The sequence below is a fragment of the Rheinheimera sp. MMS21-TC3 genome, from assembly GCF_032229285.1.
Taxonomy (GTDB): domain Bacteria; phylum Pseudomonadota; class Gammaproteobacteria; order Enterobacterales; family Alteromonadaceae; genus Alishewanella.
Window position 1 is genome coordinate 267898 of sequence record NZ_CP135084.1, and the last position, 24002, is coordinate 291899.

The following is a 24002-nucleotide window of genomic DNA, read 5'->3' on the forward strand; positions in this document are numbered from 1 at the left end:
AAATATTAGCTGTGAGTTAGTATTACTAAATGTCGTTCAGCGTGCAACTGTGGCACTGTTAAACTTTTTATTGCCACTACTTTAACAAAATTAGGCAAAGCTGCAATTTCTTCTTGTACAGCAGCACCTTTCATGGCAAAAAATGCGCCTTTTTTATTAGGTAAATGCTTACACCAGCTAAGCATATCATTAATAGAGGCAAAAGCGCGGCTAATAACACCATCATAACCATGTTCGGGCTGATGTAATTCTACTCGGCTTTGTACGGGTTGAATATTGCTTAAGCCAAGCTGTAATTTTACTTGGTTTAAAAACCGGATCCTTTTACCTAAGCTGTCTAATAAGGTAAAACTTTTTTCAGGATAATAAATAGCTAATAAAACGCCTGGTAAGCCTGGTCCTGTACCAACATCTATAAAATGATTACCTATTAAATGCGGTGCAATTACTAAACTATCCATAACATGTTTAATTAGCATTTCATTAGGGTCACGTATTGATGTTAGGTTATAGGTACTATTCCATTTGTGTAATAATTCTATATAAGCAATACATTGCGCTAATTGATGATCGGATAGCGTTAATGTCGTTTCAGATACTAATTTACGTAGCTGAGAAATCATAATAAACCTATTTAATTTACGTAAAGTTAGTTTTAGTTAAGCCGATTTACGCAATAAACCTTGTTTTTTTAAGTACACCAATAGTAAAGAAATTGCCGCTGGTGTTACACCTGAGATCCGTGAAGCTTGACCTACTGTTTCTGGTTGAGTTTGATTGAGCTTAGCTATAACTTCGTTTGATAAACCTTTAACTGATTGATAATCAAAGTTATTTGGTAGTAATGAATTTTCATTACGTTGTTGTTTATTTATTTCATCTTGTTGCCGTGAAATATAGCCTTCATATTTTATTTGAATTTCAACTTGTTCAGCTGCAATTGGATCTGTTAAACCAGGGCCTATATCTGTTATTTGCATTAAGTCAGCATAATTAATTTCAGGACGACGAACTAACTCTTCTAAACTGGCTTCTTTGCTTAAAGGTGTTTTAACTAAAGCATTAATTTTTGCTAAAGCAGCATGTTTTGGATGAACCCAACTTTGTTTTAGTCGTTGCCGCTCTTGAGCTATTTGTTCCATTTTATGGTTAAAAGCTGCCCAACGAACATCGTCTACTAAGCCTAATTCGCGGCCTTTTTCTGTTAATCTTGCATCAGCATTATCTTCGCGTAGCATTAAGCGATATTCAGCACGGCTTGTAAACATACGGTAGGGTTCTTTTGTACCCATTGTAATAAGATCATCAACTAAAACGCCTATATAGGCATTATCTCGTCTTGGTGACCAACTATCTTTTTCTTGAGCAAATAAACCAGCATTTAATCCTGCTAACAAGCCTTGGGCACCAGCTTCTTCGTATCCGGTAGTGCCGTTTATCTGACCTGCAAAAAATAAGCCTTTAATAAATTTAGTTTCTAAACTGCTTTTTAAATCTCTAGGATCAAAGTAATCGTATTCAATAGCATAGCCAGGTCGGGTGATATGGGCATTTTCCATACCTGTAATAGAACGGACAATTTCTAATTGAACGTCAAAAGGTAAACTGGTTGATATGCCATTTGGATAAACTTCATGGGTAGTTAAGCCTTCTGGTTCTATAAAGATCTGGTGTTTATCTTTATCAGCAAAGCGTGTGATCTTATCTTCAATTGAAGGGCAATAGCGAGGGCCTATACCTTCAATAACGCCTGAATACATGGGTGATCTATGTAAATTATCACGTATGGCTTGATGGGTTTTTTCATTAGTGTAAGTGATATAACACGGGATCTGAGTAGGGTGATCTTTTTGTGTGCCTAAAAATGAAAATACTGGCGTAGGATTATCACCTGGTTGTTGCTGCATTTTAGTAAAATCAATAGTTCTAGCATCTATTCTAGGTGGTGTACCTGTTTTTAAGCGATCAACTCTAAAAGGTAATTCTCTTAAACGTTTAGCTAAAGCTATGGATGGTGGATCACCTGCTCTACCGCCTGAACTACTTTGCAGACCAATATGAATTTGACCACCTAAAAAAGTACCTACCGTTAACACTACTGATTTTGCTTTAAAAGTTAAACCCATTTGAGTAACAACACCGGTGACTTGATCGTTTTCTACAACTAAATCATCACAAGATTGTTGAAATATACGAAGATTAGGTTGATTTTCAAGTATTTGCCGTACAGCTTGCCGATACAATTGTCTATCAGCTTGAGCTCTAGTGGCTCTTACCGCTGGGCCTTTTGATGCATTTAGTGTTCTAAATTGGATACCGCCTTTGTCGGCAGCTATAGCCATAGCGCCACCTAATGCATCTATTTCTTTTACTAGATGACCTTTGCCAATGCCACCAATAGCTGGGTTACAGGACATTTGTCCTAAAGTTTCTAGATTATGGGTTAGTAGTAATGTATTTAATCCCATTCGTGCAGAAGCTAATGCTGCTTCAGTGCCTGCATGGCCACCACCAACAACAATGACATCAAAAATTTCATGGTAGAGCATATTAGCCTCAGGATTAATTTAAAAACGATTGGATATTTAGCAGGCTATTGTACCGTGATCTTGGCTGAAGTGGAATAATGATCTGAAAAGGTGATCTTTAAATAATATAAGATCTTTTAAGAGATCTTTTTACTACTATTACTATTAAGCAAGCAGTTTTTGGTGCATAAGGGGATCTTCTGATAAAGGATCAATAACTTAGATTGGATAAGATCCTGTGATCAAGAGGGGATCTAGGTGTACAGAAGCAGTGTATAATAAAGCCACTTATCCACAGCCATTAGAAATATATTTTTTATAAATAGGATAAATACAGCTTAAACACTAGTTACACCCAGAGTTATACAATAAGAATTAATCTTTATTATTGTTTTGTGGATAAGTATTTAAGCTAGATCTTGCTATTTACAGCGGATTTATTTCGTTTTAGTGAGCTATAATTTGAATATTTAGGTTATTAAATAGGCTAGTATTTTCAGTTATTTTGACTTATTTGGTGAGGAAAATTTAATTTATTGGCTAGGATTAGTGCTAATTTAAGTTTTTATTTATGTAATGCGTTAATGAATTTTTGTAGCCAGCTTAAGGCATATTCTTCGGGTAATTTTGGTTGTTGGGCATCTATCTCTAAGTTAGTTAATAGTTGCTGAGCACCTTTATTAGCTAATAATTTGCTTAAATATTGACCAGATAAGCAAAAAGTATCATAACTAGAGTCACCTAAAGTGATCACGGCAAAGAAAAGTGTGTTAAGATCAGCCCGATCTTGTGCTAATTGATCCGCAAAGGGTTGAATATTATCAGGCAGATCTCCTGCGCCATAGGTGGATGTGATAATTAACCAGGTATTGTACCTGTTTAAATGATCCAATTCGGGTTTTAGATGTAGATGTACGTCATAACCCGCTTGTACCAGTGTTTCAGCAACTTGTTCTGCCACATATTCCGCTGCGCCCATTTGGCTGCCAACGAGGATGTCTATCATGATATTTCTCTTGTCGTCAAAATGTTCGGCTATACTATTGGAATAAAATCGGCCAATAAAATTTATTGATCTGGTTTACGTGTTTTTACTGCTCTGCAGGCTAAGTAAAAGCAACATATAGCACTATTACAATGCCTGCGTGTTATTGAGGTTTAATCAACGTATGTCAGACTCTATGTCTTTTGCCCAACTAAAGTTACCAGAGCCGCTAATTCGAGCTGTAACTGAATTGGGTTATGAAACTCCGTCGCCAATTCAAGCGGCTGCAATCCCAAAACTTTTAGCTGGGGAAGATGTGTTAGGCCAAGCTCAAACTGGTACTGGTAAAACAGGTGCCTTTGCTTTGCCATTATTAGCTCGGTTAGATCCGAGTCAAAATGATCCACAAATTTTAGTATTAGCACCTACACGTGAATTAGCTATTCAAGTTGCCGAAGCTTTCCAAGCTTACGCGCGTTATATGCCAGCTTTTCATGTTTTACCATTATATGGTGGTCAAAGTTATACTAACCAACTTAAATCACTTAAGCGCGGTTCGCAAGTAATTGTTGGTACGCCAGGCCGTATTCTTGATCACCTTGACCGCGGTACGCTTAAATTAGATAAACTACGCGCTATTGTATTAGATGAAGCTGACGAAATGTTACGTATGGGCTTTATTGATGACGTGCAAACTATTATGGATGCTACGCCAGCTGGTCGTCAGGTAGCTATGTTTTCAGCAACCATGCCATCGCAAATACGGGCTATTGCTCAAAAACATTTAAAAAATGCAGAAGAAATTAAAATAGCTTCTAAAACCAGTACCGTTGAGCGAATTTCGCAGCGCTATGTAATGTTAGATGCTAACCAAAAGCTAGATGCTTTAACTCGTTTATTAGAAGGCGAAGAATATGATGCTAGCATTATATTTGTTCGCACTAAGAGTGCGACTGAAGAAATTGCTGAAAAACTGGGTGCTCGTGGTTATGCAGTATCTTGTTTAAATGGTGATATGAATCAAGTGAATAGAGAACAAACTATTCGTCGTCTAAAAAATAATCAGATTGATATAATAGTTGCTACCGATGTAGCTGCTCGTGGTTTAGACGTTGAGCGTATTAGTTTAGTTGTAAACTACGATATACCTTATGATAGTGAAGCTTATGTACACCGTATTGGTCGTACTGGCCGTGCTGGTCGTGAAGGTAAAGCAGTATTGTTTGTATCACCTCGTGAGCGTCGTTTATTGCGCACTATTGAGCATGCTACTAAGCAACCAATAGAGCAAATGTCGTTACCTACAGGTCAGATTATTGAACAGCGTCGGATTAAATCATTCCGCGCTCAACTAGCAAAAACTGTAGAAAATCAGGATTTAAGTTTTTTCCAAGGCTTAATTAATGAGTGGCGTGAACAAATTGATACTACTGATATTGATTTAGCGGCTGCTTTGTTATTTTTAGCTCAAAAAGAGCAACCTTTAAATGTAGCAAATAAATTCCCTGAGTTACGTGAACCGCATGCCCGTGCTGAGCGCGATTCACGTGGTCGTAATGATCGTTCACGGGATAGAGGTGAGCGTCCAGATCGTGGGCCGCGCCAACGTCGTGAAATGAAAGGTGATTTTAATACCTATCGCATAGAAGTAGGTAAAGAGCATGGTGTTCGTGCTGGTGATATTGTTGGTGCTATAGCTAATGAAGCCAGTATTGATAGCCAGTTTATTGGTAATATTAAATTATTTGATCAATTTAGTACCGTTGAATTACCAGCAAATATACCTACAGAAGTATTTCAGCACTTGAAAAAGGTTTATGTACGCAAGCAAAAACTAAATATCAGCGTAGATAACAACAGTGCTGCTAGTGCGCCTAGTAATGATCGTCGCCCTAGCAACTCTGGTCCACGGCCAGGTGCTGCACCTCGTGCACCGCGTAAACCTCGCGATTAATAGCGATTTATAGCTCAAATAAAGCTCCTATCTAGGGGCTTTATTTTTAACTAAATTTTGGTTTTTTATCTTATTATAAGTCTTTTGGGGTAAGTGAGCCTTTGCTTACAAGTTTAATTGTAAAATATTAACCTATTCTATTTATGCTAAATTTGATTAAGATATTATAAATCACAGTTTTTTCATGAGGTATTTATGATTATTGCCTGCTCTAGTTGTCATTCATTGAATCGTGTGCCTGATGAGCGGCTATTACAAGCTCCGGTTTGTGGTAAATGTAAGTCAGGGTTATTTACAGGAAAACCCATTGAATTAACCGCATCAAATTTTGCCGCCCATGCCAATAAATCAGATTTACCTTTAGTGGTAGACTTTTGGGCTAGCTGGTGTGGCCCCTGTAAGAATTTTGCGCCTATTTTTGATCAAGTTGCACAAGAATTAGAGCCACAATTTCGCTTTGGTAAAATTAATACCGAGCAACAGCAGCAATTAGCTGCGCAGTTTAATATTCGCTCTATTCCTACTTTGATGATCTTTAAGCAAGGTAAAATAATAGCGCAGCAAGCGGGTGCATTTCCAAAGTCAGCCTTTTTACAATGGCTATCTAGCCATAAGTAAACCTAGATAATTTGAGGATAATAATGAGCAATTCTAAATTTAGTCTTACTAGCCCTAATCTGAAAGAAGGCCACTTTATGGCTAAAGAGCAAGAGTTTGATGGTTTTGGTTGCAGCGGTAGCAATATTTCACCAGAGCTAACTTGGCATAATGCCCCTGAGGGTACAAAAAGTTTTGCTGTTACTGTGTTTGACCCTGATGCGCCAACTAGCTCGGGTTTTTGGCATTGGTTAGTTACTGATATTCCGGCTTCTGCAACAGGTTTAGCTAAAGGTGCAGGTAAGGGCAGTTTACCGCCAGGTTGTCGTAGTTTTGCTAATGATTATGGCAGTAAAGATTTCGGTGGGGCTTGTCCGCCTGAAGGCCATGGTATGCACCGTTACCAGTTTACTGTTTGGGCCTTACCGGAAGAAACCTTGCCGGCCGCTGATGATGCCAGCGCCGCAGTTGTTAGCTTTATGCTCAATGCTATGTCGTTAGCTAAGGTGACGTTAACAGCTACTTATGCTCGTTAGTTAGGCTTGCTGTTCAAACAAACCGGCTTGCTCACGCTAACGCGCCGTAAACCCATCCCTGGGGGCTCGATTCAGGCATCCATGCCTTCAACGGTTAGCTTAGAGCAAGTCGGTTTTTGTTTACCTGTTCGGCATTACCCCTCAACAAAATTTATTTATACCGCAGCGGCCAGGGCTTGACTTAGATCGGCAATAATATCGTCAATATGCTCAATACCAATCGATAACCGGACTAAATCAGCCGAGACACCCGCTTGTTTAAGTTCATCATCATTTAACTGCCTATGAGTAGTAATTGCCGGAATGGCTGAGCAACTCTTGGCATCACCAATATTGACTAAGCGTAATATTAATTTTAAAGCATCATAAAATTTCGTCCCGGCTTCACGGCCACCTTTTAAACCAAAACTTAAAATACCCGAAGCACGGCCTTGTAAATATTTCTGAGCTAATGCATGATCTTTATGTTCGGTTAAGCCTGCATAATTTACCCAACTCACTTGTGGCTGTTGTTGTAAAAACTGTGCGACTTTTAACGTATTTTCACATACGCGCTCAATACGTAAGGCTAAGGTTTCTAATCCTTGCAGTAAATTCCACGCCGCTTGTGCAGATAATGCTGCGCCCATATTTCGCAGCGGCACTACGCGTGCTCGGGCTATATAAGCTGCTTCACCAACGTCTTTAGCGTAATTAATACCGTGATAAGAGACATCGGGTTCATTTAACAACGGGAATCTAGCTGCATGTTTGGCCCAAGGAAACTTACCTGAGTCAACAATAACACCGCCTATAGTGGTGCCATGGCCACCAATATATTTAGTAGCAGAATGGACAACAATATCGGCACCATGCTCTATGGGCCGCCATAAAAACGGTGTGGCGACTGTATTATCAACAATTAGCGGTACACCATGCCGATGGGCAACCTCGGCCAGAGCGGCAATATCAACAATACCGCCAGAGGGGTTACCTATAGTTTCACAGAAAATCGCTTTAGTTTTATCATTTATTAAGGCTTCTATAGCGGTTAAGTCATCTTTATCGGCAAAACGTACTGTTATGCCTTGGCGCGGTAGGGTGTGGGCAAATAAGTTATAGGTGCCACCATATAACTGATTAACCGAAATAATATTATCACCTACCTCGGCTAGTGTTTGAATAGCATAGGTTATAGCTGCCATGCCAGAAGCTACGGCTAGAGCTGCAATACCACCTTCTAAGGCAGCAAGTCGCTGCTCTAATACATGACAAGTTGGATTCATAATACGGGAATAGATATTACCGGTTTGTTTTAAATCGAATAAATCAGCCGCATGCTGGGCATCGTCAAAACAAAAAGAGGTAGTTTGGTGAATAGGCACCGCAGCGGCTTTTTGCTCATCTGCTTGATAACCGTGGTGTAAAGCGATTGTTTCCCGTTTCATAATTCAATCCTAGCTGATGTAATAGTAAGTTTTAACTACTACAACATAGAATTTAAATTACGTCAATCTAAACATCTAGACGGCTAAAATTAAATTAGGTTAAGTTATTTTTCTTTTAAGTGTAGTTTTGAACTTAGATTAAGAACTTAGTGGATAAAAAAGCCCAAATAGCTTTTAACAAAGCAATTTAGGCTTTAATAGTGTGAGTTTGTGGATGGGTGGCCAGCTTATTTACCGATACAGAATGTATAAAATATTTTAAAAACATAAGTTTATGAAATTCTTGGAGCACCATTGGAGTGCTGAAATTTGCGAAAAAAAGTGTAAATATTGGCAAATTCCCTCTGCATCGGCTCCTGACGCCCCATTTTAAACTGGGATAAGTGGGAAACTGGGAGCCTTGTATACGCTTTAATCTCTATGAAATCAGCGCCTTGAAATCGCTCGTTAGTCCCTTTCGGTCACAAGAAATTATAGTAACATCGTTTTCTAAACGGATCCGTTCTCATTTTGAACGGACTTGACGCACAACGTTGTTGTGCATAAAATGATTAAAAAGCGATCAGATAACTATGGCGGTTGAATTCAGGGATATATGGCTGGAGGCGTTCTACGACGAAGACCAAAGCCACAAGAAAATACCCAGCACTATTGAAGGCGCTCTGTTCAGAAAGATTCAGATTCTGGATGCTGCGACGCAGGAGTCAGACTTGAGGATTCCGCCGGGTAACCGTTTTGAACATTTGCAAGGAAACCTGTCTGGATGGTGTTCTATTCGGGTTAACAAGCAGTATCGCCTGATTTTTCGCTGGGAAGATGGCACCGCCCAAGATACATATCTAGACCCGCATGTTTACAAGGGCTAGAGGAGGTTATGGTAATGAGGAACACAAAACGTCGTCCAGTGACCGTGGGCCAAATGCTGGTCACCGAATTCCTGGAGCCGATGAACATTGAAATCAGTGAACTCGCCGAAGCAATGGGTGTGCACAGAAATACACTCAGTCGGATTGCGCATGACAAAGGCACGCTGACAGCACCCATGGCAATCAAACTCGCAGCGGCTTTGGGGAATACGCCGGAGTTCTGGCTGAATATTCAGCACGCGGTTGAGTTATGGGATGTTCGTCATCAAGCCTATGAACAAGAAGCTAAGAACGTGAGACGCGTAAAGCCCCACGAGTTACCTCTGAAGCAGGCCTGAAGCACATTTCGTTTCAGCCATGTTTCTCCTTTCTTTGGAAACTTTACAGTAGCCGTGTTTGCGGCTCGGATTGGGCAAACTGGTATCCCATCGCCTTGTAACCTTTCTCGCGCTTTCGGAACATGTAACTACCCCGTAAAATAATACAGATTACTCGTAGAATTTCTTTTAAGCTAAAGCAAAGGAGTTTTACGATGAGCAAACGCATGACTGAAAGCCAAATTGTGGCGATTTTGAAAGAAGCTGAAGTCGGCATGCCGATCAAAGACCTCTGCCGTAAGTATGGCATCGGCAATTCAACATTTTATAAGTGGCGCGAAAAATATGGCGGTATGGAAGCGTCCGATGTGCGCCGCTTAAAAGAGCTTGAAGAAGAAAACCGGCGACTCAAACAGATGTATGCTGATTTGAGCCTTAAATCGCAGATGCAAGAAGATATTATAAAAAAGCTTTAGCACCTGTGGCAGAAAGGAAAGTCTGGGCACGCGAGTTACAGGTGCAGTATGACGCAAGCGTTGTAAAGTGCTGTGATGTAGTCGGCATCAGCCGTACTGCATACTATTACGAGCCGAAATTGAACGATGATGATGAAATCATTGATGCCTTGAATGCGTTAATTGAAAGACATCATCGTTGGGGGTTCCCAAAATGCTTCAAATGCCTTCGTAAGCTAGGCCACCGCTGGAACCACAAGCGTGTTTATCGCGTTTATACTGAGCTAAAACTGAACCTGCGTCGCAAAGGTAAAAAACGATTACCCAACCGCAATCCAGAGCCGTTAGCTGCACCAAATGCACTTGGGAAGTCTTGGTCAATGGACTTTATGAGCGACAGTTTGCACAACAAAGTCAGGTTCCGAACATTTAACGTTATTGATGACTTCAATCGCGAAGTTTTAGGTATCGATATTGCGACCAGCATGCCGTCATTGCGCGTCATACGCTATCTTGACCAACTTGCTGAATGGCACGGTTACCCTGAGAAAATACGGGTTGATAATGGCAGCGAGTTCACTTCAGAAGTGTTTGTAAATTGGGCAAAAGCACACGACATTATGATTGACTACATCAAGCCTGGTTGCCCATACCAGAACGCATACATTGAACGGTTTAACCGAACGTATCGCGACGATGTACTCGACTGCTACATATTCAACAACCTGAACGAAGTGAAGCAAATAACCGAAGATTGGATTGAGCTATATAACAACGAACGACCGCACGACTCACTCAATGACATGACACCATTTGAGTACCGAAATGCGGCGTAAATTCTCTACGAGATGACTGTGTTATAAATGGGATATTTACAATACCATGCTTTCTTGTGTGAATTATTTGAATTATTTTATCTAAATAACCTAATCTTTATTTTTCAATAGAGCGTCTTCAGCTAAACTCATCTGCATACCTTTGGAATATTGCTCTGACGTATCCACAAGTTTTTTAAAATCCTTCAAAGACTGTATCGCATCTATTGCATCCTGAACTGCAATAATCGCTGAGTTACAGCATCCATTGCTATCTGAGATTCAGATTAAGCGTAATACTCACGCTCTGCACTATGCAGTAATCCTTTAGCGGCCACTGCCGGTGCCAGTAATGCGCCTGGTACATAGCTCCAACCCTGCTTCATTAATTGGTCAATGGCGGGTTGTTCTACTTTGACTTCTTCATCCTGAAACGTGCAAGAAGGCTACCCAGTGAGTTTATGCTGCAAGGCATTGGGGCTGAGTCGCTCAGGCTATTACGCTTGGGAGCAACGTCCTTCCAAGCTTATTAGCGCAGATACACTGAGGCTTTATCGCAAGGCGAAACAGCTTTTTGCAGAAAGTCGTAACAGTCTTAGCAGCCGTGAGCTCATGAAAGCGCTGCGCCAACAGGGGTTCGTTGTCGGTCGTCATAAAACGCGAACTATCATGCGTAAGCTAGGCCTGGTGGTACGCCAGCGCGTGGCTTACAAAGTAACGACTAAGCGTGATGAGCGCCACTTGGCGGCACCTAATCTAGTTAATATGAACTTTAACCCAGCCCAAGCTAATCAAGTATGGGCTGGTGATATTACCTATTTAAGAACTGGGCAAGGTTGGATGTATTTAAGCGTTGTTATGGATTTGTATTCTCGCCGAATCGTTGGCTGGTCTATTAACAAACGTATGACAACTGATCTTGTTTTGCAGTCGGTTAAGCAAGCCTATTGGCTTAGAAAACATCCAAAAGGTGTTATTTTCCATAGTGACCGTGGCTCTCAGTACACCAGTAAAAAGTTAAAAAGCTCGCTAACTAAGCTAGGTATAAAACAGTCGATGGGTGATGTTGGGGCTTGCTGGGATAATGCCGTTGTTGAACGCTTTTTTGGAAGCTTAAAACACGACTGGATACTCAAAGCTCAACACGCAACTTACGAGTCTATGGCAGCTGATGTAGCTGCTTATATGAAGTATTACAACCTAAAAAGACTGCATACGTCTAATGGTGATATGACTCCGGTTGAGTATGAAAATTATCAATTAAACGTGTCCACTTGGGCTTGACCAGTACACCTCAATAAGAGACAGTAGAAGCCGCCTAGTTTGAGATGAGTTATGCATCAGAGCAAACTCGTTGAATGAAAAATAAGGTCAAGAAGGCTTGGAAAACAAAATAAAAACTAGACAATAGTGCCTGTGTTTTGCTATTTTCTGCCCCCATTTTCTAGCGATTTTGTCGTTAGGGCTTAAAGCAAGACCAATTCCTGTTCGTGGTGGCCATGTCTTTATTTCTGTTATTGCTTGTTCCTTTTCTGGGTGTGGCGGTTGCCAGCACCTTTCCTGTGTATTCCCGTAATTTAGCGGCTTGGTTTGCGGCCGCCGTGGCCTTGGTGGGGGTGGCGCTGACCTTAGCGCATTACCCTATGGTGGTCGAAGCCGGTGTGGTGCGTTATCAGTTGGACTGGATGCCAGACTATGGCTTAAACCTTGTGCTGCGTATGGATGGCTTGGTGTGGCTGTTTAGCTTGCTGATTCAGGGCATGTGCCTGCTGGTGGTGCTTTATGCCCGTTATTACATGTCCGAGCAAGACCCTGTACCGCGTTTTTTTGCCTTTTTGCTGGCCTTTATGGCGGCCATGCAGGGCTTGGTGTTATCCGGTAATTTGATTCAGCTGGTGGTGTTTTGGGAGCTGACCAGCTTGGTTTCTTTCTTGTTGATTGGCTATTGGCACCATCGCCGCGATGCTCGCCGAGGCGCGCGCATGGCGCTGACGGTGACGGCGGCGGGTGGCTTGTGTTTGTTGCTGGGCATGGTGTTGCTGGGGCTGGCGGTGGGCAGTTGGGATGTTGACCAAGTGCTGGCTGCGGGCGATACGGTGCGCCAGCACCCCTGGTATTTACTGATTTTATTGCTGGTGGCGCTGGGCGCTTTTACCAAAAGCGCGCAGTTTCCTTTCCATTTTTGGTTGCCGCACGCGATGGCTGCGCCCACGCCTGTGTCGGCGTATTTGCACTCGGCCACTCTGGTGAAAGCGGGGATTTTCCTGCTGATTTTGCTGTGGCCTGTGCTGTCGGGTACGCAGGAATGGCTGTGGCTGGTGGGAGGCGCAGGCGTCTGTACCTTCTTGCTGGGTTCGTTCTCGGCGATTTTCCAAAAAGATATGAAAGGACTGTTGGCCTATTCCACCATCAGTCATCTCGGATTGATTGTATTTTTGCTCGGTTTATCAACACCTTTGGCGATGGTGGCGGCGATTTTCCATGTGCTCAACCATGCCACCTTTAAGGCGTCGCTGTTTATGGCGGTGGGCATTGTTGACCATGAATGCGGCACACGCGATATGGGGCGTCTGCGCGGTTTGGCTAAGGCCATGCCTTATACCGCTGTGTTGGCGATTGTGGCCAGTGCGGCGATGGCTGGGGTGCCGCTGCTGAACGGCTTTATTTCTAAGGAAATGTTTTTTGCAGAGACCTTAACTGCGGGGGTACGAGCCTTTGATTGGATGAGTGGTGCCGCATTGATTATGGGCATTTTTAGTGTGGTGTATGCGCTGCGCTTTATTCAGGTGTTTTTTGGCAAGCTCGCAACAGATTTACCGCGCGAGCCACATGAAGCTCCCCGTTGGATGCGTATTCCAGTCGAGTTTCTCGTTATTTCTTGCTTGATTGTGGGTATGGTGCCTGCTTTCAGTATTGGCATGTTGCTCGATCAAGCGGTGCGCTCGGTGCTGCATGAGCAAACCCCTGTGTATGACCTTGCACTTTGGCATGGTTTTAATCTGCCGCTGTTAATGAGCTGTTTGGCATTGGTGCTGGGGCTGATTTTGTTTGTGTTGCTGTGGCGTTATGCCGATTTGCGTCAGATCAACAAAACTCCAGTGCTGTCGCGTTTAAACGGCAAGGCCATGTTTGAAAGCTTTATGCTGAACTTGGTCAATTTGGCAAATGAGTTAGAGCGTCTGTTTGGCACTCGTCGAATTCAAGTGCAAATCTTCTGGCTATTACTGGTTGGTTTGTTCGCTATGCTGCTGATACTGAAGGTATTGCCTGAAATGGCTTGGCCAGCTTATCAAACGCCATTAGATATAAGCTTTGTCATGGTGTGGTTATTAGGCACTGTTTGTGCGGTGGCCGCGGCTTGGAAGGCTAAGTTTCATCGTTTGGTGGCCTTGATGCTAGTCGGTGGTGTCGGTGTAGCGACTAGCTTAACTTTTTTGTGGTTATCTGCTCCAGATCTAGCCTTAACACAATTAGTGGTCGAGACGGTGACGATAGTGTTGCTGTTGTTAGGCCTGCGTTGGTTGCCGCCACGTATTGTACACATCAATCCACACCGAGATTTGACGGCTAAGTTGCGCCGTGGTCGTGACTTTCTTTTGGCTACCACAGCGGGTTTAACCATGGCCGTGATGAGCTACGCGGTGATGATGAAGCCGGGTAGTCGTACGTTAAGCGATTTTTATCTGAGTAATGCTTTGCCTGGTGGTGGTGGCACTAACGTCGTGAACGTTCTATTGGTCGATTTTCGTAGCTTCGATACGCTCGGTGAAATTACTGTACTCAGTATTGTGGCATTAACGGTATTTGCCTTGCTACGCCGTTTTCGTCCCGCGCCAGAAAGCACCGTGCCGCCCATGCAACAAAGTAATCCGCAAGATCCGGCCAGCCAGCAAAGTTTGTCCGAGCAGCTAGAGCGCGGCTACTTATGGATTCCTAGTGTGTATTTGCAGTGGTTGCTGCCGCTTATTATGGCGGTGGCGGTTTATATCTTTATGCGAGGTCATAATTTGCCCGGTGGCGGCTTTATTGCGGGTTTAATCTTGGCCAGCGCTTTAATTGCTCAATATATGCTCGGTGGTACGTTGTGGATGGAACAGCATTTCCGTCTACGTTTGTTGTACTGGATTAGCAGTGGCCTTTTGTTAGCACTTTTTACGGGTATGGGGGCCTGGCTCTTCGGCTATCCATTGCTCACGACTCATACCGCGCACATGGTCTTGCCACTGTTGGGTGAAATACATCTGCCAACGGCATTCTTCTTTGATTTAGGTGTGTTTGCGACGGTGGTCGGTACGACCATGCTCATTTTGGTGGGTTTGGCGCACCAATCGTTGCGCACTTTACGCCCAGACCAAGACGAGCAAGCAAGCCTTAGTGTGTTAAAACATTTACGTGAACGAGGACTGCGCTAATGGAGCTCTTGTTAGCCGGTGTCATCGGTATTTTATTTACTGCAGGTATTTGGTTGATACTGCGCCCACGAAGTTTTCAAGTGATTATGGGGCTCATGCTGCTGTCCTATGCCGTAAACTTATTACTCTTTGTGAGTGGCCAACTATGGCAAGACATGCCGCCCATTGTAAACGATGATCAAGCCGTCGATCCCAGTCTGTATGCCGACCCAGTGCCACAAGCACTGGCATTGACCGCTATTGTGATTGGTTTTGCCACCACAGCGTTGTATCTGGTAGTGCTGCTTGCTTCACGCGGCTTAACCGGTACTGACCATGTGGATGGTAATGAACAGGAGGAAGAATGATGCCGTGGTTTGAACACCTGATCACTATGCCTGTGGTGTTACCGCTGCTGTTTGGCGCGTTGCTGATGATGTTTAATGAGCGCAATCACCGCGTTAAGTTCTGGTTAAATATGTCGGCTGTCACAGGTCTGTTAGGCGTTGCGGTTGTGCTATTGGTGACCGTTGATACACATCCTGATGCTACGCTGAACTATCAAGCTGCTAACTGGCGAGCCCCTTTTGGTATTAGTTTGGTGGTTGACCGTTTGAGTGCGTTAATGCTGGTGTTGGTCGCGGCGGTTGCCTTGGCTGCTCTATGTTTCTCCTACCAACGCTGGATGAAAGCTGGCGCTCGTTACCATTCGTTATTCTTGTTTTTGCTAATGGGCATGAATGGCGCATTAATTACCGGCGACTTGTTTAATCTCTTTGTGTTTTTTGAGGTGATGCTGGCGGCTTCTTATGGCTTATTGCTGCACGGTAAAAATAAAATTCGGGTGCGGGCTGGTATGAATTTTATTGCCTTGAATCTGGTTGCCGCGTTGTTTTTTTTAATTGGCATTGCCTTAGTGTATTCAGCTACTGGCTCATTAAACTTGGCTGATTTGGCGGTAAAAAGTAGCCTAATCACGGGGGCCGATAAAGCCTTATTTGATACTGGCTTGGTGGTGATGGCCGTGGCCTTTTTAGCGAAAAGTGGTATTTGGCCATTGGGTTTCTGGATGCCCAGTGCTTACAGCGCGGCAGCCCCCCCGGTGGCCGCCTTACTGACTTTAGTGACTAAAATGGGCGTTTATGTGCTGTATCGCTTATGGCCTTTTGTTGCCGCGGATAACAATAGTGATTGGATCGCCTTAGGTGGGCAATGCTTATTCTGGGCGGGGGTCATAACTATGCTGTATGCCAGTTTTGGCTTGCTGGCCAGTCGCGATTCTCGCCGTTTGGCTAGCTATAGCGCCATGCTTTCGTCCGGTATTTTGGTTGCCTTATTGGGATTTGGTGAATATAGCCTTGCGTCAGCAGCTTTATTTTATCTGGCTAGCTCAGCGTTGGCAGTGGCAGCCTTTATGTTGTTACTAGAGCTGACCGATCGTTTGTATTCGCCACTATCTATTGCGCGGGCTACTGCTTTAAAAAGCTTGGACGAAGACGATGAAGACGATGAAACCCACGGGGTGGCCATTCCAGCGGCTTTGGCCTTTTTAGGACTGAGTTTTATGGGCTGCGCCTTAGTGCTAGCGGGTATGCCACCTTTATCGGGTTTTGTGGCTAAGTTCGGCATGCTTACCAATTTGCTGGCCGTATGGGAAAGCTTACCTAGATTAAACACCATAATATTTATCTCGATGTTGTTGGTATCTGGTGGCTTTGCCATTATCGCTTTGATGCGCTTAGGCGTAAAAGCCTTTTGGTCGAACCCAACCCCCGAGCCGCCAAGGTTATCCCTCTCCGAAACAACACCGATTTTATGGTTGTTGAGCCTATGTGTATTGATGGCCGTGCTGGCTGGACCTGTACGTGGCTATATGGATCGTACAGGGGCAGATTTATTTAGCCAGAGTAGCGTAGCGGTGGCCACAGTGACAGGAGAGGGAATATGAACAAACTTCTACCACAGCCGTTTTTATCCGCCGTATTGTTGGTGGTGTGGCTGCTGCTAAATCAAAGCGTTGAGCTGTCACATTGGATACTCGGAGGGTTGGTTGCTTGGTTCATTCCTTTGTGGGTTCAACCTTTGTTGCTGCATCGTCTACGTATTCATAAGCCTTGGGTTTTAATACGTTTACTGGGCTGGTCATTGGTTGAGATTGTGCGCTCGGCGCTCGCGGTGAGCAGCATTATTTTGTTTAAGCGCAGTAAAAATGTACATAGCGAATTTATTCGCATCCCTTTAGATATGCGCGATCCGCATGGTTTGGCGATGCTGTCTTGTTTAATTAACTGCACCCCCGGCACAGTGTGGGTGGATATTGTCGATAACCACGAACTGCTGCTGCATGTGTTTGATTTGCAAGATGAAGCGTGGTGGGTAAACACGATTAAAAGCCGTTACGAACAGCCGCTAATGGAGGTTTTTGAAGGGGTGACAACATGCTCGTGATATTAAGTTATGCTTTAACCGCTTCTCTAATTATGGTGGCACTAGCAATATTATTATGTGGTGCTCGCTTGCTGCTTGGCCCGACTGCGCAAGACCGTATGCTGGCACTCGATACCCTTTGGGTATGCGCCATAATCCTAGTGCTATTAGTCGGGATTCGCGTGGGGAATAGCCTGTATTTTGAATTAGCTTTATTGATTGCCTTGCTTGGTTTTGTCTCCACTATGGCGTTGGCAAAGTTTTTAATGCGTGGGGAGAGTATCGAATGATGCAGGCTGAACAATTACCGTTGTGGTTAGGCATTCCTGTCGCAATTCTATTATTGTTCGGTGGCCTGTTCACACTAATTGGTGCATTAGGCTTGTACCGATTACCAGATTTTTATCAACGTATTCACGGCCCTGCCGTGGTGGTGACGCTGGGCTTAGGCTGTGTGCTGATTGCCTCAATGGGGCTATTTAGCTATTGGCAAAGTCGTCTCGTGGTGCATGAACTGCTGATTACTTTATTTGCCTTTATGAGCGCACCCGTTAGCGCGATGTTGATGATGCGGGTGGCGGTGTATCGGCGTAAGAAGTAGAGTCTGGCGTCGAGGGTTGAGCAATACTGTGGTTTGTATTTACGCCGATGTTGATTGCAGTTTTTTAGCGGTTGGCCGCGTCCAAATATAAAGCGCGCCTAAGCTCATGCCGATAGCAGTGTAAACGACCGAAGGCGTGTGGTTGACGGTTAAATACAAAAAAGTTAAACACAGTGTCATCGATACACTGGAGGCGATTTTATAGCGCAGTGCAATACTGCGGTGTTTGTTCTGGTCTAATTCAAATGGACACTTCAATAAGAGACAATAGAAGCTGTCTAGCTTGAGGTGAATCATGAATCAGAAACGTAAATATAAAACCTACTCAAAAGAGTTCAAAGAAGAAGCGGTAGCCCTAGTAACCGATCAAGGCTATAGCGTTGCCGAAGCCGCTGAAGCGGTTGGGGTTAACCCCAATCAAATTTATAAATGGAAAGATCATTTAGAAGCACAAGCCAGCGGCGTTGCTTTAAGTGATAACGAACGTGCAGAGCTTATTAAGCTTCGTGCTGAAAACAAACGCTTAAAGATGGAAAAAGACATCTTAAAAAAGGCATCAGCCTTCTTCGCCAAGGAAATGAAATAAGTTTTAAGTTCGTTCACTCCAAGGTAAAAGAAGGCTGCCCAGTGAGCTTATGTTGCCAAGCATTAGGGTTGAGTCGTTCAGGTTATTACGCTTGGAAGCAGAGACCTGCTCGGCTTATTAGCGCAGATACGTTGAAGATTTATCGCAAGGCGAAACAGCTTTTTAGAGAAAGCCGCAACAGCCTTGGCAGCCGCGAACTCATGAGCGCACTGCGCAAACAGGGGTTCACTGTAGGTCGATATAAAACACGTACTATCATGCGTAAGTTAGGGCTGGTGGTGCGCCAGCGTATTGTGTCACGAAAGCGACATAAACAAACCCACTCCATGTGGCAACATAGGTGATGTCAGCTACCCAAAGTTGATTGGGCTGCTCAGCAGTAAATTGACGATTAACTAAATCAAGTGGCTTATCTTGTTGCTCGTCAGGTATCGTTGTCTTATGTGCTTTACCCCGACGAACATCTTGAATTCCCATAACTCGCATCAATCGTTCGACTGTACAGCGGGCGACTTGATGGTCGTCAAGCTGTAGCTGCTTCCATATTTTTCTTGCACCATAAACTGACATATTATCCTCCCACACTTCGCGAATGAGTATTATCAGCTCAGCATCACGCTTTTTGCGGTTAGACAGTCGCTCAGGCTCTCTTTGTATCTGTTTATGAGAATAATACGTTGATGGTGCAATCGGCAATTCCTTACAAATTGACTCGACACCGTAATGCTCTCTGCAAGCATCAATAAAATCCACTATTACTTCTGTTTGCGGTCGAGCTCCGCTTGGGCGAAAAAAGCGGCAGCTTGCCTCAGGATATCATTCGTTCGCTTGAGCTCTTTATTCTCGCGCTCTAAGGCGGCAAGGCGTTCTTCAGTTGATTGCGTATTAGAAGAGGGTTTAGACGGTTGAGCTTGAGATTTCTTGACCCATGCTCTAAGTGTTTCTGGGGTACATCCCAGTTTATCTGAAATTGATACTAGCGCAGCCCAAAGAGAAGGGTATTCATGCTGTTGTGTGGTAACAAGCCTAATTGCACGTTCACGAAATTCTGATGTATAGCGATTTGATTTTTTCATAGTTCCAGTTTCTCAAGTTATTGAGTCTCTGGCAAACACGGGGCGATTCAATTTTTGGCGAGCCGGGTTTTCGATTTGGTGAGCTTTTCCTCCAGTAGGTACTTGCGGAACCCTTCCAGGAACGGCTTATCAATCTCCTCAAAGGTGAGCTCAGCTCTGCCGTGGTAGTTTCTGAGGTGCTTACCTGCCGAGATCCAGATTGAATAATTAGAAGCGCTTCCAGACTCTTTGGTCGAGGTTAATTGGTCATAGTAGTCAAAAAAGCTTGAGGCCAGTTTCACTCGATCTTCAAGCTGGAATTTATTGGCATGTGATTCAACAAGGCGTGCAGATCTTGCAGCTTCGGCCTGGCGCATCATTTCCTTGTTGTGTTGCCGTTCAGCCTGAGTCTTGGGGTTGTGATACACGTACAGCTCAAGAGGCTCGTAATCCCGCTTAGGCCGCTTCTTTCCGTCCTCCCCTTCGACCACACCGTAGTAGTACACCAGGCGAAGCTGCTGTAGCCCCTTCGAGTTGGGGTTCCGCTTGTTAACAGATACCTTCATGTTTGCTCCAATTTTGATCCCATTGCTCCCGAATTCTAACCTTGGAGCAAATCGGGATCAATTTATAGTGAAACGGAGCAAACTAGAAGAAAACGCGGGAAAAAGGTTTCTGAGGCAAAAGTGATTTATGTTCTTACAAAACAACAAGTTATTTTGATATGTTTTGATAGGTTTCACGGGGCTTTACCACTTAAGAATGAGGTTCACTTCCCGATGCAAAAACTTGAGAATATTCTTCCTAGTAAGTCGTCTGAGCTAAATTCACCGGTTATTTCATTTAAATATTGCTGGGTAATGCGTAACTCTTCAGCCAGTATTTCGCCGGCAATATAACTTTGTAGCTGTTCTTGGCCTATAGCCAAGTGTTCAGCGGCGCGATCTAGGGCGTCTAAATGGCGGCGGCGTGCTAAGAAGCTGCCTTCTGTGCTGGCGTCAAAGCCAATGCATTGTTTTAAATGGTCGCGCAGGGCGTCAATGCCAGCACCATTTTTAGCCGAAATAGCATAAACGGGGGTGGTATCGTGTTGGCTGGCATTAATTTCTTCGCCGCTTAAATCGGCTTTATTGCGAATAACGGTGACACCTAAGTCTGGTGGTAAACGGTCTATAAAGTCTGGCCATATTTGTTTTGGATCATAGGCATCGGTAGTAGTGGCATCTACCATAAACAGCACTCTATCGGCTTGGCTAATTTCTTGCCATGCGCGCTCTATACCTATTTGCTCTACAGCATCTGTGGCTTCACGTAAGCCAGCGGTATCAATAATATGCAGTGGCATACCATCAATATGAATATGCTCGCGTAATACGTCGCGGGTTGTTCCTGCTATATCTGTAACTATAGCGGCTTCTCGGCCGGCTAAGGCGTTAAGTAAGCTAGATTTTCCAGCATTAGGCCTACCTGCAATAACCACCTTCATACCTTCGCGTAAGATACTGCCTTGTGTGGCTTGTTGTTTTAATCTGTCCAGATAGGCAATAATCCCGGCTAAGTCCGCTGCTACTTTGCCGTCAGATAAAAAGTCAATTTCTTCATCTGGAAAATCAATTGCAGCTTCAACATACATTCGCAGATAAATAACCTTTTCTACCAATTCATGGATATGACGAGAAAATTCGCCTTGTAATGACTGCATGGCACAACGAGCCGCTTGTTCGCTGCTGGCATCTATTAAGTCGGCTATGGCTTCGGCTTGGGCTAAGTCGAGTTTATCATTTAAAAATGCGCGTTCAGAAAACTCACCAGGCTTAGCAATACGAACATTAGCAATAGATAGTACTTGTTTAAGCAATAAGTCTAATAAAACTGGTCCACCATGGCCTTGCAGTTCTAATACATCTTCGCCAGTAAAGGAATTAGGCCCAGGGAAGTACAAGGCTATGCCTTGATCTAAAACCTGTCCCTTTGTATCGTAAAAGGACAGATAATCCGCGTAACGTGCTTTGGGAAGCTTATGAAGTATTGCTTGGGCTACATCTTTTGTATGAGGACCAGACACACGAATAATGCCGACACCGGCTCGACCAGGTGCTGTAGCTAAAGCGGCTATGGTATCGGTAGTAAACATGTTATTGCCTCTTATAGTAAAAAGCCTGCCATAAAGGCAGGCTGTTGATATGCGGTTAAGCTTTCTTACATTATTAGTTTAACTGACTTTTGCTTATTTGGTATGTAAGCCTTTCTTTTCCATACCTTTATAAATATATAACATTTGGGCCAGTGAAATTAAATTACTGACTAACCAATATAAAACTAAACCACTTGGGAACCATAAGAAGAAGATAGAGAAGGCCACTGGCATCCACATCATAATCTTCCGTTGCATAGGATCAGTTACTGTCATTGGTTGTAATTTTTGCATTAAGAACATGCTAATACCAAATAACACTGGTAATACATAAAACGGATCTTGGGATGATAAGTCGGTTATCCAAAGTGCAAATGGAGCATGACGTAACTCTACGCTTTCAACAAACACCCAGTATAAAGCTAAGAAGATAGGCATTTGCACTATCATAGGTAAACAGCCACCCATAGGGTTTACTTTTTCTTTGCGATATAGCTCCATCATCGCAGGGCCCATTTTTTGTTTGTCATCTTTAAATCGGGCTTGCAACTCATCAATTTTCGGCTTTAAATTACGCATTTTAGCCATTGATTCGTACTGAATTTTTGTCAGTGGATACATAGCACCTTTAACTATTAAGGTGATACAAATAATAGCGACACCCCAGTTAATAACAAAACCTTGAATGGTGGTTAATAACCAAAATAGTGGTTGTGAAATAAACCATAAAATGCCGTAATCTACGGTTAAATCTAAGCCATTGGCTAGTTTTGCTAAATTATCTTGGGTTTTAGGGCCGGCATAAAAGCTTACCGCTATAGTTTGGGTTTCGCCTGGTTGAATATGAATTTCAGGGCCTTTAGTACCAATAACACCTAAATTACCTTTTACTCGACTATAAATCTGATTTTCCGCTTGTTGATCTGGCACCCAAGCTGACACAAAGTAATGTTCTAACATTGCAACCCAACCACCCGTAGTAGGTTTGATTAGGTTTTCATCTTTCATATCGTCAAACTTATATTTAGTGTAGCGCTCTTTGGCCGTCCCATAAGCACCACCGCGGTATATCGGCATCATTAAACCACTTTCTGCGCCACCTTCAATACTTTGAATTAAATGCTGATACGGCTGAATGGTTTTAACTTCATTACTTTGGTTATGTACAAAGTATTCAACCTGAACATCATAATTGCCTTGGGTAAAAGTAAATCTTTTTTCTACGGTTATGCCGTTGCCACTAAATATTAATGGCACAACTAATTGTTGCTGGCCTTTAGCTAAGGTAAAACTTTCTGCTGTTGTTGTATAAACGGGTCTAGGATTTCGAGTGTCGTCAGGACCGTCACGACCCATTAATCCGGATTGGGCCACAAATTCAAAACCTGGCAGTTTACGCATTAATGAATAAAGTTCGTCACTGTCTTTACTTACGGTGTATTTGGGTAATTTTAAGCCAATAATATCACCACCACGACTGTCAATTTGCAATTGCAAGACGTCGGTGTTGATGTTGATGATTTTAGCCTGAGCGTTAGTGTTAGTGATAACAGCGTGCTCTGAATTTGTCGAACTCATTCCTATATCAGCAGAGCTGCTTGAAACTGAGTTACTTTGACTTACGGCCGTAGGGGCTGGTGGCGCTTGCTCAATTTGCCATTGTTGCCAGAGTAAAAAGCTGACAAATGCCAGACCAATAACCAATAAACTGCGTTGTGATTCCATGACTTAGTTATTCTCTTTGTGCTTTTCAGGAACAGGGTCATTCCCGCCTGCATTAAAAGGGTGACATCTAAATATACGCTTAGTTGCTAACCAACTGCCTTTTAGTATACCGAATCGCTCTATGGCTGTAACGCTATAGTGAGAGCAGCTTGGATAAAAACGACAACTAGGCCCTAATATTGGACTTATGAGTGTTTGATAACCTCGGATCAGCGTTAACGCGCAACGGATTGCAAAGCGGTGTGCTGTCGAACGATCTTTCGCCATAACTTTTCCAGTTGCTTCTGTAGTTCACTATTTTCAGTATTACTAATATCGCCTTTAACCATTAATACTAAATCAACAGCAGGTAATAGATGTTGATGTAAACGAAAGCTATTACGTGCACAACGTTTAATTCGGTTACGCTGCACTGCTAATTTAGCACGTTTTTTTGCAACAGTAAGGCCTAACCTTGGATGAGGTAAATTATTAGACTTAGCGAGGATAGTAAATAGCGGGGAAGAGACCCGGAAAGGTTGTTTAAAAACGTTATCGAATTGACCAGGAGTTAATAAACGTAACTCCCGGCCGAATTTGAAATTCATCACTCAGTGCTTATCA

Annotated in this window: 24 protein-coding genes, 2 pseudogenes and 1 other annotated feature; of the genes and pseudogenes, 15 read left to right on the forward strand and 11 right to left on the reverse strand. The window is 43.3% G+C overall.

Going from position 1 to position 24002, the window contains the following annotated elements:
• Positions 1-5: 5 nt before the first annotated feature.
• From rsmG to mioC, 3 genes are all read right to left on the reverse strand, one after another.
• On the reverse strand, positions 6-623 hold the full coding sequence (gene rsmG / locus RDV63_RS01490; RefSeq protein ID WP_313907755.1) for a 16S rRNA (guanine(527)-N(7))-methyltransferase RsmG: 618 nt from the start codon (positions 621-623) through the stop codon (positions 6-8).
• A gap of 36 nt (positions 624-659) precedes the next feature.
• Positions 660-2549 (reverse strand): tRNA uridine-5-carboxymethylaminomethyl(34) synthesis enzyme MnmG, encoded by a 1890-nt coding sequence (gene mnmG, locus RDV63_RS01495; protein WP_313907756.1) that lies wholly within the window; start codon positions 2547-2549, stop codon positions 660-662.
• Between the two features lie 544 nt (positions 2550-3093).
• Positions 3094-3534, reverse strand: a complete 441-nt coding sequence (mioC, locus tag RDV63_RS01500; RefSeq protein WP_313907757.1) for an FMN-binding protein MioC — start codon at positions 3532-3534, stop codon at positions 3094-3096.
• Positions 3535-3697: 163 nt separating this feature from the next.
• Between mioC and RDV63_RS01505 the strand changes: the two genes are divergently transcribed.
• The 3 genes from RDV63_RS01505 to RDV63_RS01515 all read left to right on the forward strand — a co-directional run bounded on the left by RDV63_RS01505 (position 3698) and on the right by RDV63_RS01515 (position 6600).
• A complete protein-coding gene (locus RDV63_RS01505; protein WP_313907758.1) occupies positions 3698-5467 on the forward strand; it encodes a DEAD/DEAH box helicase in 1770 nt (589 codons plus the stop codon).
• Positions 5468-5662: 195 nt separating this feature from the next.
• Positions 5663-6085, forward strand: coding sequence for a thioredoxin TrxC (gene trxC / locus RDV63_RS01510; protein ID WP_313907759.1), 423 nt, complete (start codon positions 5663-5665; stop codon positions 6083-6085).
• Positions 6086-6108: 23 nt separating this feature from the next.
• Positions 6109-6600, forward strand: a complete 492-nt coding sequence (locus tag RDV63_RS01515) for a YbhB/YbcL family Raf kinase inhibitor-like protein (protein ID WP_313907760.1) — start codon at positions 6109-6111, stop codon at positions 6598-6600.
• 155 nt (positions 6601-6755) lie between these two features.
• On the opposite strand, the gene RDV63_RS01520 is transcribed toward RDV63_RS01515, so the two are convergent.
• Complete coding sequence (locus RDV63_RS01520) at positions 6756-8027, reverse strand: O-acetylhomoserine aminocarboxypropyltransferase/cysteine synthase family protein (protein ID WP_313907761.1); 1272 nt, start codon at positions 8025-8027, stop codon at positions 6756-6758.
• A 572-nt stretch (positions 8028-8599) separates the two neighbouring features.
• On the opposite strand from RDV63_RS01520, the gene RDV63_RS01525 reads away from it, so the two are divergent.
• The 12 genes and pseudogenes from RDV63_RS01525 (at position 8600) to RDV63_RS15235 (ending at position 18829) form a co-directional block, all read left to right on the forward strand.
• The gene (locus tag RDV63_RS01525) at positions 8600-8893 is read left to right on the forward strand and encodes a type II toxin-antitoxin system RelE/ParE family toxin (RefSeq protein ID WP_044628576.1); all 294 of its coding nucleotides are present in this window, start codon (positions 8600-8602) and stop codon (positions 8891-8893) included.
• A gap of 14 nt (positions 8894-8907) precedes the next feature.
• On the forward strand, positions 8908-9231 hold the full coding sequence (locus tag RDV63_RS01530; protein ID WP_313907762.1) for a HigA family addiction module antitoxin: 324 nt from the start codon (positions 8908-8910) through the stop codon (positions 9229-9231).
• A 194-nt stretch (positions 9232-9425) separates the two neighbouring features.
• A protein-coding gene (locus RDV63_RS01535) for an IS3 family transposase (RefSeq protein ID WP_409934812.1) occupies positions 9426-10501 on the forward strand; the annotation gives its coding sequence in 2 pieces (ribosomal slippage) (positions 9426-9680 and positions 9683-10501; 1074 coding nt in all).
• A 426-nt stretch (positions 10502-10927) separates the two neighbouring features.
• Positions 10928-11764 (forward strand): annotated as a pseudogene (locus RDV63_RS01540) (IS3 family transposase); the annotation flags it as partial.
• 215 nt (positions 11765-11979) lie between these two features.
• Positions 11980-14892: a monovalent cation/H+ antiporter subunit A gene (locus RDV63_RS01545; RefSeq protein ID WP_313907764.1), complete on the forward strand. Its 2913-nt coding sequence runs from the start codon at positions 11980-11982 to the stop codon at positions 14890-14892.
• A complete protein-coding gene (locus tag RDV63_RS01550; RefSeq protein WP_313907765.1) occupies positions 14892-15239 on the forward strand; it encodes a Na+/H+ antiporter subunit C in 348 nt (115 codons plus the stop codon). Before RDV63_RS01545 ends, RDV63_RS01550 begins: the two co-directional genes overlap by 1 nt.
• Positions 15236-16819, forward strand: coding sequence for a monovalent cation/H+ antiporter subunit D (locus RDV63_RS01555; protein WP_313907766.1), 1584 nt, complete (start codon positions 15236-15238; stop codon positions 16817-16819). Before RDV63_RS01550 ends, RDV63_RS01555 begins: the two co-directional genes overlap by 4 nt.
• The gene (locus RDV63_RS01560) at positions 16816-17319 is read left to right on the forward strand and encodes a Na+/H+ antiporter subunit E (protein ID WP_313907767.1); all 504 of its coding nucleotides are present in this window, start codon (positions 16816-16818) and stop codon (positions 17317-17319) included. Before RDV63_RS01555 ends, RDV63_RS01560 begins: the two co-directional genes overlap by 4 nt.
• Positions 17310-17588, forward strand: a complete 279-nt coding sequence (locus RDV63_RS01565; RefSeq protein WP_313907768.1) for a K+/H+ antiporter subunit F — start codon at positions 17310-17312, stop codon at positions 17586-17588. The genes RDV63_RS01560 and RDV63_RS01565 overlap by 10 nt, the downstream gene beginning before the upstream one ends.
• The gene (mnhG, locus tag RDV63_RS01570; protein WP_313907769.1) at positions 17585-17899 is read left to right on the forward strand and encodes a monovalent cation/H(+) antiporter subunit G; all 315 of its coding nucleotides are present in this window, start codon (positions 17585-17587) and stop codon (positions 17897-17899) included. Before RDV63_RS01565 ends, mnhG begins: the two co-directional genes overlap by 4 nt.
• Positions 17900-18194: 295 nt before the next feature.
• Positions 18195-18485 (forward strand): transposase, encoded by a 291-nt coding sequence (locus tag RDV63_RS01575; RefSeq protein ID WP_313907770.1) that lies wholly within the window; start codon positions 18195-18197, stop codon positions 18483-18485.
• A 200-nt stretch (positions 18486-18685) separates the two neighbouring features.
• Complete coding sequence (locus RDV63_RS15235; protein WP_409934850.1) at positions 18686-18829, forward strand: hypothetical protein; 144 nt, start codon at positions 18686-18688, stop codon at positions 18827-18829.
• A 115-nt stretch (positions 18830-18944) separates the two neighbouring features.
• On the opposite strand, the pseudogene RDV63_RS15240 reads toward RDV63_RS15235, so the two are convergent.
• From RDV63_RS15240 to rnpA, 7 genes and pseudogenes are all read right to left on the reverse strand, one after another.
• Positions 18945-19238 (reverse strand): annotated as a pseudogene (locus RDV63_RS15240) (IS3 family transposase); the annotation flags it as partial.
• Positions 19167-19283, reverse strand: a sequence feature (AL1L pseudoknot). Its footprint overlaps the pseudogene before it by 72 nt.
• Positions 19241-19561, reverse strand: a complete 321-nt coding sequence (locus tag RDV63_RS01585) for a transposase (protein ID WP_036934229.1) — start codon at positions 19559-19561, stop codon at positions 19241-19243. It overlaps the preceding feature by 43 nt.
• A 47-nt stretch (positions 19562-19608) precedes the next feature.
• Positions 19609-20106, reverse strand: a complete 498-nt coding sequence (locus RDV63_RS01590; protein WP_313907772.1) for a phage integrase SAM-like domain-containing protein — start codon at positions 20104-20106, stop codon at positions 19609-19611.
• A 203-nt stretch (positions 20107-20309) separates the two neighbouring features.
• Positions 20310-21674, reverse strand: coding sequence for a tRNA uridine-5-carboxymethylaminomethyl(34) synthesis GTPase MnmE (gene mnmE, locus RDV63_RS01595; protein WP_313907773.1), 1365 nt, complete (start codon positions 21672-21674; stop codon positions 20310-20312).
• A gap of 93 nt (positions 21675-21767) precedes the next feature.
• The gene (yidC, locus tag RDV63_RS01600) at positions 21768-23399 is read right to left on the reverse strand and encodes a membrane protein insertase YidC (RefSeq protein ID WP_313907774.1); all 1632 of its coding nucleotides are present in this window, start codon (positions 23397-23399) and stop codon (positions 21768-21770) included.
• Positions 23400-23402: 3 nt separating this feature from the next.
• On the reverse strand, positions 23403-23666 hold the full coding sequence (gene yidD / locus RDV63_RS01605; RefSeq protein ID WP_313907775.1) for a membrane protein insertion efficiency factor YidD: 264 nt from the start codon (positions 23664-23666) through the stop codon (positions 23403-23405).
• On the reverse strand, positions 23615-23986 hold the full coding sequence (rnpA, locus tag RDV63_RS01610; RefSeq protein WP_313907776.1) for a ribonuclease P protein component: 372 nt from the start codon (positions 23984-23986) through the stop codon (positions 23615-23617). The genes yidD and rnpA overlap by 52 nt, the downstream gene beginning before the upstream one ends.
• Positions 23987-24002: the final 16 nt, after the last annotated feature.

Excerpts from the sequence above, each read along its gene's own strand:
- rsmG (WP_313907755.1), bottom strand. The coding sequence starts at position 623 with ATGATTTCTCAGCTACGTAAATTAGTATCTGAAACGACATTAACGCTA.
- mnmG (WP_313907756.1), bottom strand. The coding sequence starts at position 2,549 with ATGCTCTACCATGAAATTTTTGATGTCATTGTTGTTGGTGGTGGCCAT.
- mioC (WP_313907757.1), bottom strand. The coding sequence starts at position 3,534 with ATGATAGACATCCTCGTTGGCAGCCAAATGGGCGCAGCGGAATATGTG.
- RDV63_RS01505 (WP_313907758.1), top strand. The coding sequence starts at position 3,698 with ATGTCAGACTCTATGTCTTTTGCCCAACTAAAGTTACCAGAGCCGCTA.
- trxC (WP_313907759.1), top strand. The coding sequence starts at position 5,663 with ATGATTATTGCCTGCTCTAGTTGTCATTCATTGAATCGTGTGCCTGAT.
- RDV63_RS01515 (WP_313907760.1), top strand. The coding sequence starts at position 6,109 with ATGAGCAATTCTAAATTTAGTCTTACTAGCCCTAATCTGAAAGAAGGC.
- RDV63_RS01520 (WP_313907761.1), bottom strand. The coding sequence starts at position 8,027 with ATGAAACGGGAAACAATCGCTTTACACCACGGTTATCAAGCAGATGAG.
- RDV63_RS01525 (WP_044628576.1), top strand. The coding sequence starts at position 8,600 with ATGGCGGTTGAATTCAGGGATATATGGCTGGAGGCGTTCTACGACGAA.
- RDV63_RS01530 (WP_313907762.1), top strand. The coding sequence starts at position 8,908 with ATGAGGAACACAAAACGTCGTCCAGTGACCGTGGGCCAAATGCTGGTC.
- RDV63_RS01545 (WP_313907764.1), top strand. The coding sequence starts at position 11,980 with ATGTCTTTATTTCTGTTATTGCTTGTTCCTTTTCTGGGTGTGGCGGTT.
- RDV63_RS01550 (WP_313907765.1), top strand. The coding sequence starts at position 14,892 with ATGGAGCTCTTGTTAGCCGGTGTCATCGGTATTTTATTTACTGCAGGT.
- RDV63_RS01555 (WP_313907766.1), top strand. The coding sequence starts at position 15,236 with ATGATGCCGTGGTTTGAACACCTGATCACTATGCCTGTGGTGTTACCG.
- RDV63_RS01560 (WP_313907767.1), top strand. The coding sequence starts at position 16,816 with ATGAACAAACTTCTACCACAGCCGTTTTTATCCGCCGTATTGTTGGTG.
- RDV63_RS01565 (WP_313907768.1), top strand. The coding sequence starts at position 17,310 with ATGCTCGTGATATTAAGTTATGCTTTAACCGCTTCTCTAATTATGGTG.
- mnhG (WP_313907769.1), top strand. The coding sequence starts at position 17,585 with ATGATGCAGGCTGAACAATTACCGTTGTGGTTAGGCATTCCTGTCGCA.
- RDV63_RS01575 (WP_313907770.1), top strand. The coding sequence starts at position 18,195 with ATGAATCAGAAACGTAAATATAAAACCTACTCAAAAGAGTTCAAAGAA.
- RDV63_RS15235 (WP_409934850.1), top strand. The coding sequence starts at position 18,686 with ATGAGCGCACTGCGCAAACAGGGGTTCACTGTAGGTCGATATAAAACA.
- RDV63_RS01585 (WP_036934229.1), bottom strand. The coding sequence starts at position 19,561 with ATGAAAAAATCAAATCGCTATACATCAGAATTTCGTGAACGTGCAATT.
- RDV63_RS01590 (WP_313907772.1), bottom strand. The coding sequence starts at position 20,106 with ATGAAGGTATCTGTTAACAAGCGGAACCCCAACTCGAAGGGGCTACAG.
- mnmE (WP_313907773.1), bottom strand. The coding sequence starts at position 21,674 with ATGTTTACTACCGATACCATAGCCGCTTTAGCTACAGCACCTGGTCGA.
- yidC (WP_313907774.1), bottom strand. The coding sequence starts at position 23,399 with ATGGAATCACAACGCAGTTTATTGGTTATTGGTCTGGCATTTGTCAGC.
- yidD (WP_313907775.1), bottom strand. The coding sequence starts at position 23,666 with ATGGCGAAAGATCGTTCGACAGCACACCGCTTTGCAATCCGTTGCGCG.
- rnpA (WP_313907776.1), bottom strand. The coding sequence starts at position 23,986 with ATGAATTTCAAATTCGGCCGGGAGTTACGTTTATTAACTCCTGGTCAA.